At 63.7% G+C, this 21,291-nt stretch carries 10 protein-coding genes; 7 read left to right on the forward strand and 3 right to left on the reverse strand.

Features of this window, described 5'->3' with window-relative positions; translation table 11 throughout:
- Nucleotides 1-72: 72 nt before the first annotated feature.
- Nucleotides 73-2,175: a prolyl oligopeptidase family serine peptidase gene (locus tag J2X57_RS18130; RefSeq protein WP_309869184.1), complete on the reverse strand. Its 2,103-nt coding sequence runs from the start codon at nucleotides 2,173-2,175 to the stop codon at nucleotides 73-75.
- Between the two features lie 121 nt (nucleotides 2,176-2,296).
- Here J2X57_RS18130 and J2X57_RS18135 point away from each other — a divergent pair, with 121 nt between their 5' ends.
- Complete coding sequence (locus tag J2X57_RS18135) at nucleotides 2,297-4,708, forward strand: prolyl oligopeptidase family serine peptidase (RefSeq protein ID WP_309869186.1); 2,412 nt, start codon at nucleotides 2,297-2,299, stop codon at nucleotides 4,706-4,708.
- A gap of 71 nt (nucleotides 4,709-4,779) precedes the next feature.
- On the opposite strand, the gene J2X57_RS18140 is transcribed toward J2X57_RS18135, so the two are convergent.
- Both J2X57_RS18140 and J2X57_RS18145 read right to left on the reverse strand, forming a co-directional pair.
- The gene (locus tag J2X57_RS18140; RefSeq protein ID WP_309869188.1) at nucleotides 4,780-14,241 is read right to left on the reverse strand and encodes a neuraminidase-like domain-containing protein; all 9,462 of its coding nucleotides are present in this window, start codon (nucleotides 14,239-14,241) and stop codon (nucleotides 4,780-4,782) included.
- 135 nt (nucleotides 14,242-14,376) lie between these two features.
- Nucleotides 14,377-14,724, reverse strand: coding sequence for a hypothetical protein (locus J2X57_RS18145; protein ID WP_156128596.1), 348 nt, complete (start codon nucleotides 14,722-14,724; stop codon nucleotides 14,377-14,379).
- A gap of 343 nt (nucleotides 14,725-15,067) precedes the next feature.
- On the opposite strand from J2X57_RS18145, the gene kdpF reads away from it, so the two are divergent.
- The 6 genes from kdpF to kdpC all read left to right on the forward strand — a co-directional run bounded on the left by kdpF (nucleotide 15,068) and on the right by kdpC (nucleotide 21,234).
- Nucleotides 15,068-15,160, forward strand: a complete 93-nt coding sequence (gene kdpF / locus J2X57_RS18150) for a K(+)-transporting ATPase subunit F (protein ID WP_081908594.1) — start codon at nucleotides 15,068-15,070, stop codon at nucleotides 15,158-15,160.
- On the forward strand, nucleotides 15,157-16,878 hold the full coding sequence (kdpA, locus tag J2X57_RS18155) for a potassium-transporting ATPase subunit KdpA (protein WP_043696946.1): 1,722 nt from the start codon (nucleotides 15,157-15,159) through the stop codon (nucleotides 16,876-16,878). The genes kdpF and kdpA overlap by 4 nt, the downstream gene beginning before the upstream one ends.
- Before the next feature lie 3 nt (nucleotides 16,879-16,881).
- Entirely contained in the window at nucleotides 16,882-18,957 is a 2,076-nt protein-coding gene (gene kdpB / locus J2X57_RS18160) for a potassium-transporting ATPase subunit KdpB (protein WP_309869191.1), read from the forward strand.
- 17 nt (nucleotides 18,958-18,974) lie between these two features.
- Nucleotides 18,975-19,166, forward strand: coding sequence for a hypothetical protein (locus J2X57_RS18165; protein ID WP_309869193.1), 192 nt, complete (start codon nucleotides 18,975-18,977; stop codon nucleotides 19,164-19,166).
- 62 nt (nucleotides 19,167-19,228) lie between these two features.
- Nucleotides 19,229-20,647, forward strand: a complete 1,419-nt coding sequence (locus J2X57_RS18170; RefSeq protein ID WP_309869195.1) for an outer membrane beta-barrel protein — start codon at nucleotides 19,229-19,231, stop codon at nucleotides 20,645-20,647.
- Nucleotides 20,648-20,658: 11 nt separating this feature from the next.
- Nucleotides 20,659-21,234: a potassium-transporting ATPase subunit KdpC gene (kdpC, locus tag J2X57_RS18175; RefSeq protein ID WP_043696949.1), complete on the forward strand. Its 576-nt coding sequence runs from the start codon at nucleotides 20,659-20,661 to the stop codon at nucleotides 21,232-21,234.
- The last annotated feature ends 57 nt before the right edge of the window (nucleotides 21,235-21,291 follow it).

Genomic DNA, 21,291 nt, shown 5'->3' on the forward strand with positions numbered 1-21,291 from the left:
AGGCGGCCTCCCCTGGCCGCCTCGCAAGGATAGGCTGGCTACCCGGTGGGAGCCAGCCCCGTTGGCGAACGCTTACTCGCCGAGCCCCAGTTCCGTCGCAAAGAACGTCAGCTGCAGCGCCGCATTACCCACCCGCTGGCTGAAAGGCGCACCGATGCCGTGCCCCGCGTTCATCCGCGTGAGCAACAGCACCGGCTGACCGGAAGTCGAGGCATCCTGCAACGCGGCGGCGAACTTACGCGACTGCCACGGCGCGACGCGTGGATCGTTGGCGCCCGTGGTGAGCAGCACCGCCGGATACTTCGTCCCCGCCCTGACGTTGTGCAGCGGCGAATACGCCAGCATCGCCTTCGCGATCACCGGATCCGTCGTGCTGCCGTACTCGCTCACGTTGTATGGGCCATTCGCAAAAGCCGTCTCGTGACGCGGCACGTCATAAATACCGACGGCACCGACCACGGCGCGATACTGCTCCGGATGCTGCGTCAGCGCGGCACCCATCAACAGGCCGCCGTTGCTGCCGCCGAGGATGCCCAGGTGGCCGCGGTCGGTCCATTTCGTGTCGATCAGCGCCTGCGATGCGGCGTAGAAGTCGTCGAACACGTTTTGCTTGCGCTGCTTCTGGCCCTGCTCGTGCCACGCTTCACCGAACTCGTTGCCGCCGCGAATGTTGGCGTAGGCGAGCACGCCGCCACGCTCAAGCCAGGCCAGGTTGGCGCCGACAAACCCCGGCGTGACCGGAAGGCCGAAACCGCCATAGCTGTAGAGGATGGTCGGCCGCTTGCCGTTCGGGGTGATCCCATCCATCGAAATCACGGTGACGGGAATCTTCGTGCCGTCCTTCGATACGCCGTCGATGCGCGACACCTTCACCTTCGAGTAGTCCGCGGCGGGCTTTACCTCGAACACGGTTTTCAACGTGCCGCTGGCGCCGTCGTACTCCGCCCAGCGGGTCGGGGTGGTCCAGCCGCCGTAGCTCAGCAAGGCTTTGTTCTGTCCGGCTTCGGAAGCGACGCCGCCGATCGTGATGCCGGTCGCCGGCAACGGCACGCGGCGGATCAGGGTGGCCTTCGCGTCGTACTGATCGGCCCACCAGTCGGGGCCGGCGCTGCGCACGACGAGAAACCCGTCGCCCATGGCGGAGACACGCTGAATCGCACCGTCACCCTGGGCGAGCACATCGCTGCGCTTGCCATCGGCGCCGACGGCGACGAGTCTGCCACGCGGCGCATCGTCGAAAGCGACGACGATCAGGCGGTCGCCGACCCACGCGGCGGAGCGCACGTCCGCCTCGCGGCCCAGCACGCGCTTGAACTCACCCTTGCCCTGCCGCAGATACACCTCCGCCGGGCCGCCGTCGCCTTCATTGGCGAGCAGCGCGGTCGACGTACCTCCCTTGCCCTCGAGCAGGATGTACTCGGCGACATGCGAGTAGCCCTTGCCGAAAACCGTGCGGTCCTTCGTAGCGGCCTCGCCGATCGTGTGATGCGCGAGCACCGCGTCGAACTCGCGCAGCGCCTGGCCCGCGGCGGGCGTCTCGAAACGCGCGTAGGTCACGCCCTTCTCATCGGCATCCCAGGCGAGCGCCTGCGGTGTGGTGCCGCCGCCGGCCAGGGGCAGCAGGTCGGGCAACGCCTTGCCGGTCGTGGTGTCGAGGATGTGGATGGTGGTCAGTTCGCTGCCGCCTTCCGCCGTGCCATAGGCCAGGTACCTGCCGCTGGGCGACGGCCAGTATTCGGTGATCGCGGTGCTGCCGTCACCCTGGTTCGGATCGACCAGCGTGCGCGTCGGACCATCGGGCCACGCCTTCGCCACCAGCAGCGGTTGTGCCTGCGGCGGCGTGTTCTCGAAGTAGAACAGGGTGCCGCCGGCGAGCGTCGGCGAACTGCGCGTGGTCGACGTGATCGCCAGTTCGCGCACGCGAGCGCTCAGCGCCTTGCCCAACGGCATCGCGCCGATGGTGGCTTCGGTGTAGGCGTTCTGGGCATCGATCCACTGTTTGACGTCGGCGGCTTCGGGGTTCTCGAGCCAGCGGTAGGGGTCGTTGACCGGCTGGCCGGCCAGGGTTTCGGAGACCATGCGCTTCGGCGTCGAGGGGGCCTGGCTCGTGGCGGCATGGGCACCGCAGGCGACGAACAGGCTCACGGCGAGCAGGCGGGGGACAAAGGCGCGCATGGGATCGACTCCAGGGTGGGAAGGCGTCGAGCGTAGCAAACCGGGCGGGAGGACTCGCCGTGCCGAAAGGGGTGGCTGGCGGGTTATGCTCGTCCGCTTTGCCATTCCCGGGATCCGCCCGATGCGTGTACTTGCCGCCGCCCTGCTCACCGCCTTTGCCGCCGCGCCGTCGCTGGCCGCGCCGCCGCCTCCGCTGGACATGGAGACGATCATGGCGAATCCGGACTGGATCGGGCCGGCGGTGGAAGACGCGTACTGGGGTGTCGATGGCCGCGAGGTGTATTACTCGCTGAAACACGACGGCACGCCGGTGCGCGACCTCTACCGCGTCGGCGCCAACGGCGGAGTGCCGGAGCGCCTCGATCCGAGGGCAGCGGCGAATGCCGACGGCACGAAGCTGGTGTTCGACCGCGACCATCGCCATGCCGCTTTCATCCGCCACGGTGACGTCTTTCTCCGCGACCTTGGCACGGGCGCCACGGTGCAGGTCACGCGTACCGAGGCGACCGAAAGTCAGCCGCGCTTTTCCCTCGATGGCCGCCTGCTGACTTTCCGCGCGGGCAACGACTGGTTCGCCTATGCCGTTGCCGGTGGCCCCGCTGGCAAAGCGGCGGTGCTCGAGGAAAAGGACGACCCCAGGGCAAAGACCTCCGATGACCTCGAAGACGATCAGCAGAAGCTGTTCTCCACCCTGCGCGGTCTGCGCGCCGACGAGGCGGCAATGAAGGCCGAGAAGGACGCCCTCGCCGCCGCCGACCCCGGCCGTGCGCCCGCGCCCTTCTGGCTGGGCAAGAACGTCAGCGTCGCCGATACCTCGCTCTCGCCCGACGGCCACTGGCTCCTCGTCGTCACCCAGGCCAAGGATGCGGACGCCGGCAAGATCGCCGACCTCACCCACTACGTGACCGACTCGGGCTACGCCGAGCCTGAAGCGACGCGCGCGTACGTCGGCCGCAGCGACCCCGCGCCGCAGTCGTTGCGTCTGCTCGACCTGAGCACGCACACCAGCTACGACCTCGACACGAAGACGTTGCCCGGCATCGGCGACGACCCGTTGGCCGACCTGCGCGCGAAGACCGTGGCCGCGCTGCGCAAGGACGGCAAGAACGACCGCGCCGACGCGCTGGCCGCTCCGAAGACGCGCCCGGTCATCGTCAATGGCGAATACAGCCCGGGCATCGTCTGGAGCGACGATGGCCATAACGTCGCCGTGCAGCTCCGCGCGATCGACAACAAGGACCGCTGGATCGCCACGGTCGACTTCGGCAGGCACACGCTGGTCAGCCAGCACCGCCTGACCGACAAGGCCTGGATCAACTGGGACGGTAACGACTTCGGCTGGTTGAACGATGGCCGTACGCTCTGGTACCTGAGCGAAGAATCCGGCTTTGCGCAGCTCTATACCCGTCCGCTGGGCGGCAAGGCCACGGCGCTGACCTCCGGCCGCTTCGAGGTCGACCACCCGGTGCTCAGCCCTGATGGCGGTACGTTCTACGTGCGCAGCAACAAGGTCGCGCCGTATAGCTACGACATCTACCGTGTGCCGTCGACGGGTGGCGAACTGCGCCGTGTCACGCAGTACGGCAGCCTCGACGATTTCTCGCTGTCGCCGGACGGTCGTTCGCTGGCGGTACTGCACTCGTCGCCGTACGTGCCTTCGCAGTTGTCGACCGTTGGCGTCGACGGCGGCGCACCGCGCGAACTCACCGACACGCGAAAGCCGGGCTACAGGGCGCACGAGTGGATCGCGCCGAAAATCGTCGAAGTGCCGTCGAGCCACGGCGCGGGCACCATCTACGCCAAGTTCTATGGGCCGGCCGACGCTGCGGCAGCCGCATCGCGCCCTGCCGTGATCTTCGTGCACGGGGCGGGCTACCTGCAGAACGTGCACCTGTCGTATCCCGCGTACTTCCGCGAGCAGATGTTCCACAACCTGCTCGTGCAGCGCGGCTACGTCGTGCTCGACATGGATTACCGCGCGTCGAAGGGCTACGGTCGCGACTGGCGCACCGCGATCTACCGCCAGATGGGTCACCCCGAACTGGACGACCTGCTCGACGGCAAGGCATGGCTGGTGAAGAACCAGGGTGTGGACAGCAAGCGCGTGGGCATCTACGGCGGTAGCTACGGCGGCTTCATGACGCTGATCGCCCTGCTGCGCTCGCCGGGCGAGTTCGCTGCCGGTGCCGCGCTGCGTCCGGTCTCCGACTGGACCAGCTATAACCACGAGTACACATCCAACATCCTCAACGATCCGCAGATCGATCCCGAGGCGTATGCGACCAGCTCGCCGATCAACTATGCCGACAAGCTGGCCGACCCGCTGCTGATCGAGCACGGCCTGATTGACGACAACGTGCTGGCGAGCGATTCGATCCGTCTGTACCAGCGCTTCATCGAACTGCACAAGAAAAATTTCTGGATGTCGCTGTATCCGATGGAGCGGCATGGGTTCGTCCATGCTGACTCCTGGTACGACGAGTATCGGCGGATCGATGAGCTGTTTCGGGAGCGGCTGGAGCGACGTCTCTGAAGTCTGACCGGGTTCATCCTCTCCGACGGTAGCTCGGCCCCTGCCTCCCGGCCTATATCCTGAACTCGCCACTAATCCACCCATCCTCCGCGTCGGGAGGCACTCACGAGTTTACCTTCACGGAATTCGAAGATGTCGCGTGACGGGGACGCACGCGGATGGGCTTCTTTCAATGCGACAAAGACCTGGAGGAAAAGCGAATGCATCGTCTCATTCCGGACGACAGTCCTTGCGCTATAGCTGACAATTCTCACTACCGTTGTTTGGCGAAAATAGTATCGGACATGGGTCATGTTGTCCGGAGTGAAAGACTCGATACTCCTGGCCATCGCTGTCTCGTCTGACGCGTCACGCCAGATCCCGTAGAACTCATCGATGATTTTTTTTGCATCGATCTCCTCGGCCGTTTCCCGGACGGGTATGTCGCCTGTGACTCGGTAAATTTCGGCGTCATCGCGCTCGGGCCACGAAAGAGCGGCCGAGGCAGGCTGCTTATCCTCTGGCAGCTGCGGCGTGTCAGGCGTAACGGGTTCCGGTGGCGTGCCAGGCTCAGCGGGCTTCGGTGGCGTGTCAGGCTCAACGGGCTTCGGTGGCGTGTCAGGCTCAGCGGGTTTCTGTGGTGCGTCAGGTGTGTCCGGGCTGCCGGATTCGACAGGCGGCCGTCGTGACGGGTCTACCAGGGTATGCTCGATGACCTCGTAACCGCTGCCTGTCCAAGTCAGCCTGAGCTTCTCCTTGATGCCGCCAAGATCACACGGATGCTCATAGCTCACGCTGGGCGACTCTCCCGGATCGGTGACAACGCAATCCGCGGATTGCAACGCGGTATTCCATAGCCGTTGCTGATCTTTCTCTTTGGTTACGTCGGTGCCCTTGCCATCCTTCAAGGCGTAGAAGGTCTGGAGTAACGTGAGCTTCTCGTCTCGTGAGACCCCGGACGACGCCTTCAACGCCCGCCACGCGATAGCGAGGTTCGCGATGAAACGACGGATACCTGCTTCGCTCCGGGCGTCCGAACCCGGTTCGGCAGGCGCATGGCTTGAAACTACCCTGGTCGTCGGCGGTGCCTTGGTATTTTCCTGCATCAGTTCTTTCACCTGAAAGGTGAAAGCCCCACCGCCCCAGACGGCAGAGTAGTCCAGCCGCAGAACGATATCCTCGATGTCCTCGGCATAAGCCGCCCTCATCGCCTCATCGCCGGGAAGCGTCAGCGTCCATTCGGAAACCGCGCCCGTACCTTCGAAGGGCGTATAGCGGCCATCCATGAATTCATTACGCAGTACGACGGTCGTCATCGGATCGTCGTGCACGCGCGGCTTTGTGGATGAAATCAGGATGTACTGGTTGGCTCGCAGGTTGCGCCGAATCGAGGAAGGGGTCTCGGAACCCGGCGCCCGAAGCCATCTCGCGCCTTCTATGTCGGGGGTGACATGCAGGTTGTTGGCGCGCTGGGTGAGAACCGCGCGGAGGACGCTCGTTTCGGTGAGCGTCTTTGCGTCCGGCTTCAGTTTGAACTCCACCGACACGTGCCGGATCTGCCGCAGGTAGTGGCCGGGGTAATCTTCGTCGAACATCTTCTGGGTTAAACGGATCCACAGGCGGTTCTTCTTCAGTCCTTCGGCGAGCTGTCTGTTGTCGAGCGTCCGCACCGAAATATCCCTGCCCTCGGCATCCTTGCCCGGTGTCGTCCTGGTCCCACCGCCAGCAAGCGTGGCGATGGAGATGTCTTTGTGAATCAGCGGGCGTCGCTCGTGTACACGCAGGTACGAGCTCTGCATCGCCTGCAGATCGTTCTGTAGCGCCTCGCCGGCGAACATGCCCCGCCAGGCACCCTGCCACGCATCCAGCCGTACATGGCGCGTGCCGAAATCCCCGGTCTCGAACATGTAGCTGGCTTCCGCCGAAAGGCACAGGCTCAATACGGACTGGTAGGCGGACGCGTAGAGTTCGCCGAGGCGTCCGAGCATCCAGGTATAGGTGTCCGCGATGGCAAACCCGCTGGTCAGTGTCGCGAACTCGGTGCGCAGGCGACCTTGCTGTGCGACGGCCTGGTCGAGCTCCTTTTTGGCGGTGGCGAGGCGTGACGCCTGCTCCGCCTCCTGAGCGGACAAGATCTCGAGGTCACCTCGCGCCAGTTCGATCTCATGCCTGAATTCGTCATCCCGGCGATTGTAGGCAGCCTCTGTGCGCAGATCCTCGGCAAGCAAGCGGGTCGCTTCGGCAAAGGTCTCCAGCTTTTCTTCGATGGCGTCGGGGGCAGCGTCCCACTTATTACCGCCCGTCGACATTCCAAACACATTCATCAGGGATCTAAGGGGAACCTTTGCCAGAACGGGAGCACTTGTCGCGTAAAGCGTTGCAACAGCGCCGTATCCGGTCGTCGAAGCAAGAATTTCGAGTGGATTGCGACCCACTTGCTCGGTGTAGTGCCTGACTCGCTTTTCCACATTCCGTCGGCTGGCCTTCAAGGTCATACCTTCGCGCTCGACCGTCAGGATAGCCTGCCTGCGCAACGACACATCGAAATCCGCGACCGCCATCAGCGTCGTCTGCTTTTCAACCTCGTACGCGTTATCCGCTTCATGTTCCGCGATGTGGAAAAGGTAGCGCCCCAGATCGGTCAGCCGCTCCACCGCGGCTTGTGCGAAAGCCAGCCCATCGCGGAACCGGTGATGAGGAATCTGGTTCATTCGCAGGAGGTCCTGCATGGCGCCGGTGCCACCCCGGCCACCGCTAAACGTCAGCGATTCATCCACACCGCGGCCGATGTACGGTAGCAACGTCCCATCGATCGCCCGGCCGTGGCGAAGGTTGGACAGGCGACTGAGTATGAGATCCCGTGTCTCCCGAAGACGCAGGTTGACCGGCGCGACAAAGGCGTCACCCAGCGAGCGTAACGTGACTGGCCTCCAGGGCGCGGCGTCACCTGGCTCTTCCAGCGGACCGATAAGCCGCAAGGCACGCTGGTAGCACAACCATGCTTCCTGCAGGCTCTCCGGCGTCAGCTTGCGAAACAGCTCATCGCCCTGCATCAGCCACAGGCCGACCGCGAAGGCATGTAGCGCCTTCTGGAAATGCACGTGGTCCGCGTAACCTGCCAGCTCCGGTGCCTCGCCCGTATCGGAGGCTACCGACATCGGATACACGAGTGGCATGCTGTTCCAGAACGGGCGAGGGGGTGTCGCGCTCGTCGTCTGTCCGCGGTAGGGGTCGAACAGATATTGACTGCACCAGCGCCACGCCGCTGCGTACTCGCGCTTCTCGCGCAGGTTCCACGCGATCAGCCAGGGGACATGGAAGAACAACTCCCAGAAATAAAGTCCGTTGGCTCCACGAAAATCGACGAAACCGCCGCTTTCACCCTTGCGAAGGGCAGGCTCCGGCAGTGTCTGCGTGTCGAACGAGAGAACCGCGTCCATCGAGCGAGCGGCCCGACCTACGAGCGGTTTTCCGAACAAGGTGTTCAGGCGCACTGGCGGCCGACGGGACTCATCCAGGTCCAGATATTGCGCATTCGAAGTGTTGTGCCAGATGTAGACGGTCGGCACGCGATCGTCCGGCGACGATGCTTCCTCGGCCCGGTCGACCAGGGTAAACGTGCGTTTCAGCGTGAGCCACGTGCTCGCTTTGCCATCCGGATCGTTGGCAGGATCGTCTGGAACCTCCAGCGACAGGGTGATCGGATAGGTTCTGGTGTCGGGATCGACGGGGAAATATGCCTCGATCTTCTTTCGGCCCATCTTCTCCATGTACAGCTTTTTCTTGAAGGGCTCGTTGCGCCTCGTGCCTTCACTACCGAAGGCGGCGATCAGACGAGCGTAAAGGTTACCGTAGGACTCGGCATGATTCATGGCGAAGCTGACGATCTCTTCGACCGCTCGCGCGCCCAGTTCAGCCCCTCCGGCGTCCGATACGGTTCGAAAGAGGGATGCGGAGAAGGCGACGCGCAATGCCTCTTTTTGTTCGCGGTTCAGCGACTGAACCGCCCGGAGGAATGGTACTGAACCTTTCAGCGCGACGGCGGCGTTCGTCTCCTGCTCGGCTCCAGGGCGACCCATCGCCTTATCGTAGGAGCGGTTGTCGACACGCCACGTAAAAGGATCGAGTTTCGGCAGCCATGTTCTGGCCGCCTGTATATCTGCTTCTGCACAAATGTGGAGTGCATCCAGATGCACATTCTTCAGGTCACTCAATAGACTCAAGTCGTCGGATATGGGGGTCGCCACCGCGCCGGACTGAAGCTTTGCGGTGATCGGCAGAGGGACGTATGTGATCGTTTCTCCCTGCTCGGGGCGGGGTTTCGAAACGAAGACGGAACCGACGGATTGGTTGGATAGCTGTCTGATGCCTTTAACGGTATATCGGACCCACTCGCGGCCGACGTTCAAGTAGACAACCGTGCCGATCCAATCCGATGTGTCAAGCTTAACCCTGGTTTTTTCATAATCTACATCGAGTCGAACGGGCTCAAAATCGATCAACTCGTCATAGTCTCCGGCACCGAGTTTATTCGTTATCCAAGCCGATCTGTTTATGAGAAAGGCAACATATACCGCTATCGCGTCAACTTCGTCTCTTACATGATCGTCAACGGGTGAATATTGAAAAAAAGGTCTGAGATCGCCAGCGAGAACATGAACTTCTCCCGAATGAATTACCTTAAACTTGTGCTTCCTTGTGGGCGTCGCGTGCTCCGTGAGGATTCGGTAGCTGACAGGAATCCTACTATCGGGTCTAGCGTCTGCGGTAAAACGGACAGCGAAACTACGAGATGAACGAGCCCCGCTCGCGGTGAAATCGCCGTCAGGAAAGATCGCGCCCTTAACCCATTGGTGATTAGGAAATCTTCCAGTCGCCGACTCAATGTCGACGATCATGCTCTCGTCGACGAGGATTTCCGCGACATCCTCACGACCGTGAATATCCCTGTCGTCGACAATGACGCGTTCGCGGTTGCGCCACACGCTGTCGACGGTCCCCGTGACTTTCATGCGCTCGCCATCTTCGGAAAGCACAGCGGTCAGCCTCGATGGTTGCAGGTCAAGCATGACCACCTTCTTTGCAACCGCTTCCCTCACGTACGCGTCCGAGGTTACCGAATCTTTCCCGGAAGTGAGGCGATAGCGTGTTCCAAGATAGGGATGTTGTACGACGCGAGGGTCGCTGAAAAGCTTTTGCCAGTTTAAAACGAGCTTCCGCTCGAGCTTGTCCGAGGCGTCCGCGTCGAGCAGTCGCTTGTCGACGAGCAGAAGATCACGCACGGCGATGAAATACGGGCTGTATGCTGCTGTTGTGGGTATCGTCGATTGCTTGCGGCGCTCAAGTTCGGCTTTGCTCGACTCATCAAGGGACGCTGCGCCTTCGTCGACGGCGCGGACGAGGAACACATCGGAAGCCGCCATCTTGCTGTCGAGCAGCAGTGCCACCAGCAAAGGCTCATGCCTACGCCGCTTACCCTTGCGGTTCTCCATGACGGCCAACGTCGGTTGGTACTCACGGGTGACGAGGTTGAGGCGTTCCTTGCACATGCCGTGAATCTGGTCGTCGCTCGCGGGCTTTCGTCGATTGCCGTCGGCGGTCCGCCCATTCAGTTCGAGAAGCTTGTTTGCCGAGCTCCAGTGTCCGTCCGATTCCTGATAGCAGAAGCAAACTCTCATGACGTAGTAGGCGCTCGCGCGGTCCTGATCGTCGAAGACGATGGGTGAAACGTCCCGCTCCGCCCAGACGACGTAAGGGCGCCCGTCGATGGTCAGCGGACGAATGACCGGCACTTCATCCCGGGGGTCGTTGGCTCTCGCATGCGCAGCCTTCAATGAGAATTCCGCCTGGTGGAAATCCGCGGCTGCCTTATTCGCCTGTTCGATGGCAACAGAGGATGCCGCTTCGTCGGCGGTAGCCTGGTCAATCTCCGCCTGGGTGGGCTGAGGCCTGGCTGCGACGGCTTGCGATGCGACCGCCTTCGCCGTTGCAGTGTCTTTGGCTTTCTGGCTTTCGCCTTTGCGTTCGCGCTTCGCATTCAGGTCGGCAGTCGCTTTATCGAGTGTCGCCTTGTCTGGCCTGGGTGGCAGCTTGCACGTGACCAACTCGCCTACCAGTGGAAGATCGATCGCTCGCCAGTCACTCCATGCAAGCATGGAGAACTGATCACCCGGTGCCTTGACCGACATATCCGCGGTGCGCCAGAAGTATTCCGGCGGTTCGGCGTTGCTCTGCCCGATGATGTGCAGCTTGTTGCTGGCGGGATCGATGCCTTCGTGATAACCGGATATGGCCTGAATGTTGCTGACGCGCTCGAACGTCGTCAGATACGAAAGCAGGTTCGTTTCGATATCGGCAGGACGTGCCTGCCCCTGGGCAAGCTGCGTTTCGAGGTCGCTGAAAGCACGCGTCTTGTGTTGCCGGCGGCCCGGCTCGATGTAGTTCTCGGGGTAGAGCGCTCGCTCTTCACGAGAGCGCCAGTCCTCGTAACGCGCCTGGTACGTCGTCCAGGCTTCCCGAACCGCCTTCATGTCTTTGGCGGTATCGAGGCGCCTCTCCAGCCCGCTCAGCAATCGATGGATATATAGCTGAAGGCTGCTTACCGCCGCATCCACACGTGTCGTCTGGGGTTCGACACCCACGGAGATATCCGTCAACAGCCAGTCGGCCAGTGCATCCCGGTCGGCAAATGGCTGATTATCGGCGTCCTTCGCATGAACCTGGAGCCAGGCAAGCATGGCATCGCGGCGGGATGCGTCGTGCCGACCGATCATCGTCGTCCGGTCGGCTTCACCGAAGTCGGCCATGAGTTGATTGGCGACCGCCGAAAGCCACGCGGCGTTGCTGCCCGCATGCGAGGCCGACAGGGCGACGATTGCACCCGGCGCGATACCCGATCGATCGGCAAGCGCCAGAACGCGGAGAAGCCACGCCAGGTCGTGCACGTCGGCTGGGGCGGCGTTGCCCAGCTTCAATAATTCCTTGGGTACACCGAGGGTGGCCTCCAGTGCGACCGGGTCACCGCGCAGCCATGCGGTCAGCCGCGAGGCCGTCTCGGATGGTGCGTTGCCTGCCCGGCGTGCCGCTTCGCTGATGACGAGGTTCCACTTCGTCAGCCGGTAGACCGTGCGAAGGTCGATGACGCCCGGGGATCCATCTTCCGTACGCTCATCGAGCCCGAACTTCCGTGGAAGCGCGGCGACGGCATCTACATCGTCCGCGGTGAGGCCGAGCAGGGCGACCAGTTCGCCGGGTTGTCGAAACGCGCCCGCCAGGAGGCCGATCTGTGTGCGTCCAGCGTGTTCCAGGTATAGCGCGAGAAGGTCTTCCTGGCTCACGGAGATCCAGCGCCCGACGCACTCCCGAAGCTTCGCATCCTTGATGCCGGGCACGATGGCCGCGAGCACATCGCTTGCGCGATCCATCTGGTTACGTCGCGCTGCCCAGAGGATGTCGCTCGTTTTCCGGACGGCTTCGTCGAACCGCGACTCGGCGTCTGCCTCTTCAAGCAAGTGTTCCGGAAACAGGCTATCCAGCGTGGCCGCGTATGTTCCCGTCGCCACATCCTCCCGGGTGAGCCGGAAGGGCGCCTCGGCCAGCAGGTCGTGGACCGCCGCGCGCATGCTCTCCATGTCGGTCATCAGAAAGGCGGCTTTTTGAAGCCTGCCGTCCGGTCGAATCAGCGACGCAAGCAGCACGAAGGGGTCGGTGTCCTCGTCGTCCGCGTCAACGGCAAAAGCAAGGCGGTCGAAGATGGGCGCCAGGTCGGTCTTGTGGATCAGGCCCGTGGTTCCGCCGGCCCGATGGTATGTGACGACCTGGTCCGCGGCATCGATGGTCGCGGTCCGGGCGGCGCCCGGTGCGAGCACGGCGAAGAGGCGTGCGGGAGGCAGTTCGTGCTCGCGCAACCAGTCCCGCATGTTCATCAGCGTGACGATCGCATCGACGATGTCAGGAGCGTCGGTCCCTTTTTCGGTGTTCAGCCGCGGCTGGGCCAGCTGCGCAAAGAGTGTGCCTTGCGTGCTCCGGAAGAGTTCCAGCAGGGCGGACGCTTCAGTCTCATCGGCTATGCCCAGCCACCGCGGCAGTAACGCGAGACGATGGCAGGCGGAGATGAAATCCAGCGTGCGGGTGGGTGCGCGCTCGCCTCGCGCATCCCGGATCCAGCCAAGGTAGCGAAGCAAGGTCTCTTCACGAAGACCCAGTCCCAGGCATAGCGCGCGCACGGTCGCATCGGCGACCAGTGGCGCGGCAGCAGAACTTTCGGCGGACGGCGCCTCGATCGCGAAGGGCGCACCATCCATGACCGGCGGCGCATGGGCACGTCCGGGCGCGAATAACCGATCGAAATACGATGTGTCGCGCCCGGTGGCATAAGGAGAGATCTCATGTACGACCGCCGCGTAGGCGTCGAGATCCACGGATCGGCTATCGCGCAAGTGCGCGTAGAGACCCAGCACGCGAAGGACGTTGAGGTCGATGCGTCGCCCCTTCTCGACCCGCTGGGCACCGAAGGCCGCCTGGAGTAAGCGGTCGATGTGCGCAAAGGACAGGTCCATGCCTGCCTGGATGCGCAGGATTCGCCAGACCCGGTCGAGATGGGCGGCGGTCAGCCCTTCGATCGTCACCGCCGACCCGCTGTCGCTGCCGGCGCGGACGAGACGCAGCGGCGCTGTGGCGCCGTCGTTGAGGTAGCTTGCACCGAACGCGCTGCTATCCGGCGATGCGCCTGGCTTTCCCGCGTCGCTCACCCGCACGGAGGACACCTGGGCGGTGTCGCCTGCCCCGGCTACACCATTGACCGCAAGGAGCTGCCGAAGCCGCTTGCGGTTCAGGCCGGTCGCCTTCAGGAATGAGGCGCTCGCCGTGAGACTGTCGACGGACACGTCGGCCGGAAGTCCGAGACGCGTCCGCAGTGAGGCGGAAGAGGGCGCGGTGTCCCCGGGAGCGGCATCAAGCGATGTGGACTCCGGAACCACCAGGTTACGTATCTGGGCGGGCGACAGGTGGGTGCACAGCGGCAGCACCTCGCGCATACCGACGGCGGCGGGCGCACCGCAGGCAAAGCCGGGATAGTCGCGATCGACCTGCCTCAAGGTGTCCCAGCGCAGGAGATCCTTGTACCAATGGACCTGCATGATCCTGTCCCAGGCACCGTCGAACGGCAGCGTCGGTGGCCAGCTGGCCTCCGCCAGGATGTCCGCGCACGCTGCGCGGTTCGTTCGATCGGCCTTGGCGGTACCCACGATCAAGGCTTCAAGGATGTCGTTGACCAGCGTGAGCCGGGGGACGCGGCGCTTCAACGCGGGCTCGTCCAGAAGCAACGCAGGGATGTCCGGACGACGCCTTTCGAGCGGGCTTTTCGGTGCGTCGTCGAACCGTTTCTCCAGGGAACTCGCGACGTCGAACAACATTTTCAGATAGGCCAGAGGCCCCAGCTTGCTCTGTAGCGCGTCCGGAAGGCACTGGTCGACGGAAAGGTCTCCGAACAGAGACGGGTAGTCCGCGGCAAACGTATTGGGCCGGGGCGTCGCGGTGGAAGTCGGGGCAGACATCGGCAAGTCCTTTTGCGGTGGGCGTCGTTACGCCCAATCCACCCTACGCTGGCCTTCGGTACCGGGGCACCGGCCATCCGTTGTAGGCGCCGTCTGCACGAATACGGCCGAACCGGGCGAAAGCCGCGACTTACCCTAGGTATCTTCGGCGGCGGCAGGATCGGCTCGCGAGACCTCTCTCGATGAAATCCGCAAAAGCTCCTCGAAATGAACATGCGGATTGACCAGCGTCACGCCGTCGACCTTGAAGCCCTCGAGGCACTCGTGGCGCATGGTGGCCTCGAAGGCGGCCAGGGCGGTCTTGACCACTTCGTCGTCGATCATGTGGTCCGAGAGGTACCACTTCCGCCCTCGAAACGCGCGACGCTCGCCCGTGGTCACGCAAGGCGTGTCGTATTCCACCTGAAGAAAGATACGGCCGTCTTTGGGCGCCTTGACGTCACGCTCGATGCGAAGCCGGAACACGGTGTCAAAGGCTGACATCGAGATTCGTCCGCACAGCGCTCTCACCGTGTCGATATATGCCGGGTCCATGAGCATCCTGCTCCTCTATTTGCAAGGGTCCGTTCAGCGCTCGGAGCGCCCACGGATTCTTGAGCTCGTCTCTGGCAACTGTCAACTCGCGTGTTTCTTTACGCAAACGTTACGCCCGGGGGAATGGCCGATACACCGTAAATATCGCGCAAAGCGAACAATGCGCACCGTCCTCTTCGACGGAACACACCCGTGGAACTCCTGTACGTCCTTCTCGTCATCGTGCTCACGGCCATGACGATCGGCTTCCTCATGATCTGCGACCGGCTCGGCCGGCGCTGAGGAAACCCCTATGTCTCTCGTCTACATCGTAGCCACCGCCATCGCGGTGGCACTGACCGGTTACCTCTGCGTGGCCCTCCTCAAGCCGGAGTGGTTCGAATGAGCGCCAACGACATCTTTCAGATCGGCCTCTTCCTGGCGATCCTGCTGGTGCTGGTGAAGCCGGTCGGCCAGTATATGGCGCTGGTCTTCGCCGACGAACCGAACAAGGTCACCCGTTTCGGTGGTCGCATCGAGCGCGTGCTCTATCGCGTCTCGGGCATCCGCGCCGGCGAGGACATGAGCTGGACGCGCTACGCCATCGCCATGCTCGCCTTCAACGTGGCCGGCCTTGCCGTGGTCTACCTGTTGCAGCGTGCGCAGGCATGGTTGCCGCTGAATCCACAGCATTTCGGCGCGGTCTCGCCCGATTCGGCGATGAATACCGCGATCAGCTTTGCCACGAACACCAACTGGCAGGGTTACGCGGGTGAGTCGACGATGAGCTACCTCACCCAGGCCCTCGGCCTGGCCGTGCAGAACTTCCTCTCCGCCGCCACCGGTATCGCCGTGCTGATCGCGGTGATCCGCGGCTTCAGTCGCCGGGGCGCGTCCGCCGTCGGAAACTTCTGGGTCGATATGACCCGCGCCACGCTCTACGTGCTGGTGCCGTTTTCGCTGGTCATCGCGTTGCTCCTCGTATCGCAGGGTGTCGTCCAGAACCTGGCGCCCTACCTCGACGTCGCCACGGTGCAGCAGGGCACACAGACGCTGCCGATGGGCCCGGCCGCTTCGCAGATCGCGATCAAGATGCTCGGCACGAATGGCGGCGGGTTCTTCAACGCCAACTCCGCGCACCCGTTCGAGAACCCGACACCATTCTCCAACTTCGTCGAGATGCTTTCGATCTTCCTGATTCCGGCGGCACTTTGTTACACCTTCGGCAGCATGGTCGGCGATCGCCGCCAGGGCTGGGCGATCCTCGCCACCATGCTGCTCATTTTCGTGCCGCTGACCGTCGGCCTGGTCGCCGCGGAGCAGGCGGGCAACCCCGCGCTGCACGGTCTGGCCATCGACGCCCAGGCCTCCGGCCTGCAGGCGGGCGGCAACATGGAAGGCAAGGAAACCCGCTTCGGCATCGCCGCCTCGGGTCTGTTCGCCGCCATCACCACGGCCGCATCCTGCGGCGCGGTGAATACCATGCACGACTCGCTGACACCGCTGGGCGGTCTCGTACCGATGTGGCTCATGCAGCTGGGCGAGGTGATCTTCGGCGGTGTCGGCTCGGGCCTCTACGGCATGCTTGCCTTCGCCGTGGTCGCGGTCTTCATCGCCGGCCTGATGGTCGGACGCACACCGGAATACCTCGGCAAGAAGATCGAGGCGCACGAGATGAAGATGGCCAGCCTGGCGGTGCTTCTGCCGTGTGCGCTGGTCGTCATCGGCACCGCCATCGCGGTGATGTCGAAGGCCGGCGTCGCGGGGGTGTCCAATCCCGGCGCTCATGGCTTCAGCGAGATGCTCTACGCGGTCAGCTCGGCGGCGAACAACAATGGCAGCGCGTTCGGTGGCCTGTCGGCAAACACGCCGTTCTGGAACGTTCTGCTCGGTATCTGCATGTTCCTGTCCCGCTTCCCGCTGGCGATCGCGATGCTGGCCATGGCCGGTTCGCTCGCGGCGAAGAAGCATGTTCCCGAGAGCGCCGGGACACTGCCCACGCACACGCCGCTGTTCATCACGCTGCTTGCCTGCATCGTCATCGTCGTGGGCGCGCTGACCTTCCTCCCGGCACTGGCCCTTGGGCCTATCGCCGAACAACTGATGTCCGCCACGGGCCACTGATCCATGACTACCCAAGCCCATAACGCCCCGCGCGGTTTCGACCGCGCGCTGGTGACACGCGCCCTCGGTGACGCGTTCCGCAAGCTCTCACCGCGCCTGCAGTTCCGTAACCCGGTGATGTTCGTCGTCTTCGTCTGCAGCGTCCTGACCAGCCTTCTCTGGATCCAGGCGCTGACAGGACACGGTGAAGCGCCGACGACCTTCATCTTCTGGGTCGCGCTCTGGCTGTGGTTCACGCTGCTGTTCGCGAACTTCGCCGAAGCCCTGGCCGAAGGCCGCGGCAAGGCACAGGCCGATGCGCTGCGAGGTTCGCGCCGCGATGTCGCGGCAAAGAAGCTGGCCTCGGCGGACCGTGATGCCGCTATCGTCTTCACCCCGTCGAGTGAACTGCGCACCGGCCACTTCGTGCTGGTCGATGCGGGCGACATCGTCCCGGGCGATGGCGAAGTCGTGGTCGGCGCCGCCAGCGTCGATGAGAGCGCCATCACCGGCGAATCGGCACCGGTCATCCGGGAATCCGGTGGTGACCGCAGCGCGGTGACCGGAGGCACCCGCGTGCTGTCCGACTGGCTGGTGGTACGCATCACCAGCAACCCCGGTGAAAGCTTTCTGGACCGCATGATCTCGATGGTGGAAGGCGCTTCGCGTCGCAAGACGCCGAACGAGATCGCGCTGACGATTCTGCTGGCAAAGTTCACCCTGATCTTCCTGCTCGCCTGCGCCACGCTGCTGCCGTACTCGATCTACAGCGTGCAGGCCGCGGGTGTCGGCCATCCGATCACCCTCACGGTCCTCATCGCGCTGCTCGTCTGCCTGATTCCGACCACGATCGGCGCCCTGCTGTCGGCGATCGGTATCGCCGGTATGGACCGCATGATCCGCGCCAACGTCATCGCCACGTCGGGTCGCGCCGTCGAGGCGGCCGGTGACGTCGACGTCCTGCTCCTCGACAAGACCGGCACCATCACGCTGGGCAACCGCCAGGCCGTCGCCTTCCACCCGGCACCGGGTATCGAGGAGCGCGAACTGGCTGAAGCCGCCGAGCTCGCCTCGCGGGCGGACGAGACCCCGGAAGGCCGCAGCATCGTGACGCTCGCGGCACGTTTCGTCGCCATGGCCGGGCGTCCGGCCACCGATCGCGGCGCCGTCTTCGTGCCCTTCACCGCGCAGACCCGCATGAGCGGCGTCGACGTCGGTACGCGGCATATCCGCAAGGGTGCGATGGACGCCGTGGAACGCTACCTCGACACCCAGGACAGCCACATGCCACCGCTGGTGCGTCGTATGGCCGAGGATGTCGCACGTCGCGGCGCCACACCGCTGATCGTCGTGGACGGCTCGCTCACGCTCGGCGTCGTCGAACTGAAGGATATCGTCAAGGACGGTATCAAGGAGCGCTTCGCCGAGATGCGCAAGATGGGCATCCGTACGGTGATGGTCACCGGCGACAACCCCCTGACCGCCGCGGCGATCGCCGCCGAAGCGGGCGTGGACGATTTCCTGGCCGAGGCGACGCCGGAAGCGAAGCTCAAGCTGATCCGTGACATGCAGGCCGAGAACCGCCTGGTGGCGATGTGTGGCGACGGCACCAACGATGCGCCCGCCCTTGCACAGGCCGATGTCGCCGTGGCGATGAACAGTGGCACCCAGGCGGCGAAGGAAGCCGGCAACATGGTGGATCTGGATTCGAATCCGACCAAGCTGATCGAAGTGGTCGGTATCGGCAAGCAGATGCTCATCACGCGCGGCGCGCTCACCACGTTCTCGATCTCCAACGATATCGCCAAGTATTTCGCGATCATCCCCGCGGCATTCGCCACCACGTATCCCGCACTCGATGCGCTCAACGTGATGCACCTGGCCACGCCGCAAAGCGCGATCCTGTCGGCGGTGATCTTCAACGCGCTGATCATCATCTTTCTGATTCCGCTCGCGTTGAAAGGCGTCGCGTATCGCGCCCTGGGTGCCGCCGCCCTGCTGCGCCGGAACCTGCTGGTCTACGGTCTGGGCGGCATCGTCGTGCCGTTCATCGGCATCAAGCTGATCGACATGTTGCTGGTCCTGGTCGGACTGGCCTGACAAAGAGGCGTCATCCCATGCATTCCGTGAAGCTCACCGTGCTCATCGAAGACAGCGCCGACCTCGACATGGAAGTTCGCGTCGTCGCCCCCGACGTCCCCGCAACGGTCGCCAGCGTGCCGGCCAAGGTCACCGGACCGCGTGTCGTCGTGACGACCGCGACGCGGGACGAGGACGACTACGCGCTCGGCGGCTACGCCGGTATCTGATTCAAAGCACCACTCTCCTACTCACCGAAAAGGGGTCCCGAAAGGGATCGGTAAACAACGCCATGCGCACCACTCGTTATGCTCTTCTCGCCGCCTGTCTCGCCATCGCCCCCGTCACCCGCGCGATGGCTTCCGGCAGCGACGACTGCTCTCAGGGCTTTGCTTCGCGCTTCGCCGCCGCCTATCGCGAAGACGCCCAGCCCGCCGACCCCGATGCACCGGCGGCGCCACGCCGTGCCATGGCCTCGCCGCTCCCGTCACCGCCGTTCCCCTCGGCGGAATGGCAGCTCGGTGGTGTCGCCTATCCGATCGGCGTGCCCGATCTCAATTCGAGGTACCCGCTGGAGAAGGCGCTCGCGTGCAACCGCTTCGGCAAATGGATGACCGATAACCGCATCGAGATCTACGGCTGGCTGAACGGGTCGGTCAATGCGAGCAGCTCGTCCCACACCAACTACCCGCTGTCTTACGCGACGCGCCCCAACCGCGCCGAGTTCAACCAGGCTTTGCTGCGCATCGAGCGTATCCCCGACACGGTACAGACCGACCACATCGACTGGGGCTTCCACCTCGACAACCTCTACGGCTACGACTACCACTACACCACCATGAAGGGCGTCTTCAGCAATCAGCTGCTGAACAATCCCCGTGCCGATCAGCCGCAGACGGGCAAGACCTATGGCTACGATCCCATGCTGTTTTATGCGGATCTCTACCTGCCGCATATCGCCGAGGGCATGGTCGTGCGTGTGGGACGCTATCTGTCGCTGCCGGACATCGAGGCGCAGTTTTCGCCCAACAACTACCTCGTCACGCATTCGGTGCTTTACACGGCGGATCCGTATACGCAGATGGGCGTGATGACGACCACACGGCTCAACGCGCAGTGGACCGTGCAGCTGGGTATCAACGGTGGCAACGACACCGCCGTGTGGAACCACTCGTCGCGTCCGACCTTGCAGGCCTGCGTGCGCTGGGTGTCGAAAGACAACGACGACATGTTGTACCCCTGCGTCAACAGCTTCAATACCGACGACTACAACTACAACAACGTGCAGATGTACGTCACGACCTGGGGCCACCGCTTCAGCGACGACGTCCACATCCTCACCGAGGCGTACTACATGTACGGCCGCAACATCGCGGGCTATGGCCCCGGTGGCGAGCCCGGCGTGGTCGGTTCGTCGCCGGTGGCCGGCAAGGCGGGCGAGTACGGCATCGTCAACTACATCAACGTGGCGATCAGTCCGCTCAACATGATCTCGTTCCGCAACGAGTGGTACAACGACCAGAAAGGTCAGCGTACCGGCTACGCCACGCGCTACACGACCCATACGCTCGGCATGACCCACTGGGTCAGCCCGGACGTCGAGATCCGCCCCGAAATCCGTTACGAGAAATCCTATGACGTCGACGCTTACGACGGTGGCCGCAAGGGCTACCAGCTCAGCGCGATCGTCGATGCGATCTGGCACTACTGAGGATCATGGCCATGACTACCCTGTTGCGTAACGCCTTCGTGCTGCTGCTGATGATGACCGCGGTCACCGGCGTGGCCTATCCCGTCGTGGTTGGCGGACTGTCCATGCTGCTGTTTCCGAAGCAGGCGGCCGGCAGCCTGATCGAGCGCGACGGTAAGCCGGTCGGTTCGGCACTGATCGGGCAGTCGTTCACCGCACCGCGTTATGTCTGGGGGCGCCCGTCGGCGACCACGCCCGGGCCGAACAATGCGGCGGCATCCACGGGCTCCAATCTCGGTCCGACCAATCCGGCCCTGACGGACGCGGCGAAGCAGCGTATCGCCGCGCTGCGCGCCGCGGACCCGGAGAACCGGGCGCCCGTGCCGGTGGATCTGGTGACGGCCTCGGCCAGCGGCCTCGATCCGGAGATCAGTCCGGCGGCGGCGGAGTTTCAGGCGGGGCGCGTGGCCCGGGCGAGGGGTATCCCCGCGGAGAAGGTGCGGGAGCTGATCGCGGCGAACACCGAGGGGCGTCAGTTCGGTGTGCTGGGGGAGCCCCGGGTCAACGTGTTGCGGCTGAACCTCGCGCTTGATCAGGCGCAGAGGTAACAACGCATCGCCGGCAGGGCCGGCTCCCACCGGAGCCGGTGGCACTTCGGCTACCCT

The organism is Luteibacter sp. 1214 (assembly GCF_031455395.1).
In the GTDB taxonomy this organism is placed as follows: Bacteria; Pseudomonadota; Gammaproteobacteria; order Xanthomonadales; family Rhodanobacteraceae; genus Luteibacter; species Luteibacter mycovicinus.

Excerpts from the sequence above, each read along its gene's own strand:
- J2X57_RS18130 (WP_309869184.1), bottom strand. The coding sequence starts at position 2,175 with ATGCGCGCCTTTGTCCCCCGCCTGCTCGCCGTGAGCCTGTTCGTCGCC.
- kdpF (WP_081908594.1), top strand. The coding sequence starts at position 15,068 with ATGTCTCTCGTCTACATCGTAGCCACCGCCATCGCGGTGGCACTGACC.
- J2X57_RS18145 (WP_156128596.1), bottom strand. The coding sequence starts at position 14,724 with ATGTCAGCCTTTGACACCGTGTTCCGGCTTCGCATCGAGCGTGACGTC.
- kdpC (WP_043696949.1), top strand. The coding sequence starts at position 20,659 with ATGACTACCCTGTTGCGTAACGCCTTCGTGCTGCTGCTGATGATGACC.
- kdpB (WP_309869191.1), top strand. The coding sequence starts at position 16,882 with ATGACTACCCAAGCCCATAACGCCCCGCGCGGTTTCGACCGCGCGCTG.
- kdpA (WP_043696946.1), top strand. The coding sequence starts at position 15,157 with ATGAGCGCCAACGACATCTTTCAGATCGGCCTCTTCCTGGCGATCCTG.
- J2X57_RS18135 (WP_309869186.1), top strand. The coding sequence starts at position 2,297 with ATGCGTGTACTTGCCGCCGCCCTGCTCACCGCCTTTGCCGCCGCGCCG.
- J2X57_RS18165 (WP_309869193.1), top strand. The coding sequence starts at position 18,975 with ATGCATTCCGTGAAGCTCACCGTGCTCATCGAAGACAGCGCCGACCTC.
- J2X57_RS18170 (WP_309869195.1), top strand. The coding sequence starts at position 19,229 with ATGCGCACCACTCGTTATGCTCTTCTCGCCGCCTGTCTCGCCATCGCC.
- J2X57_RS18140 (WP_309869188.1), bottom strand. The coding sequence starts at position 14,241 with ATGTCTGCCCCGACTTCCACCGCGACGCCCCGGCCCAATACGTTTGCC.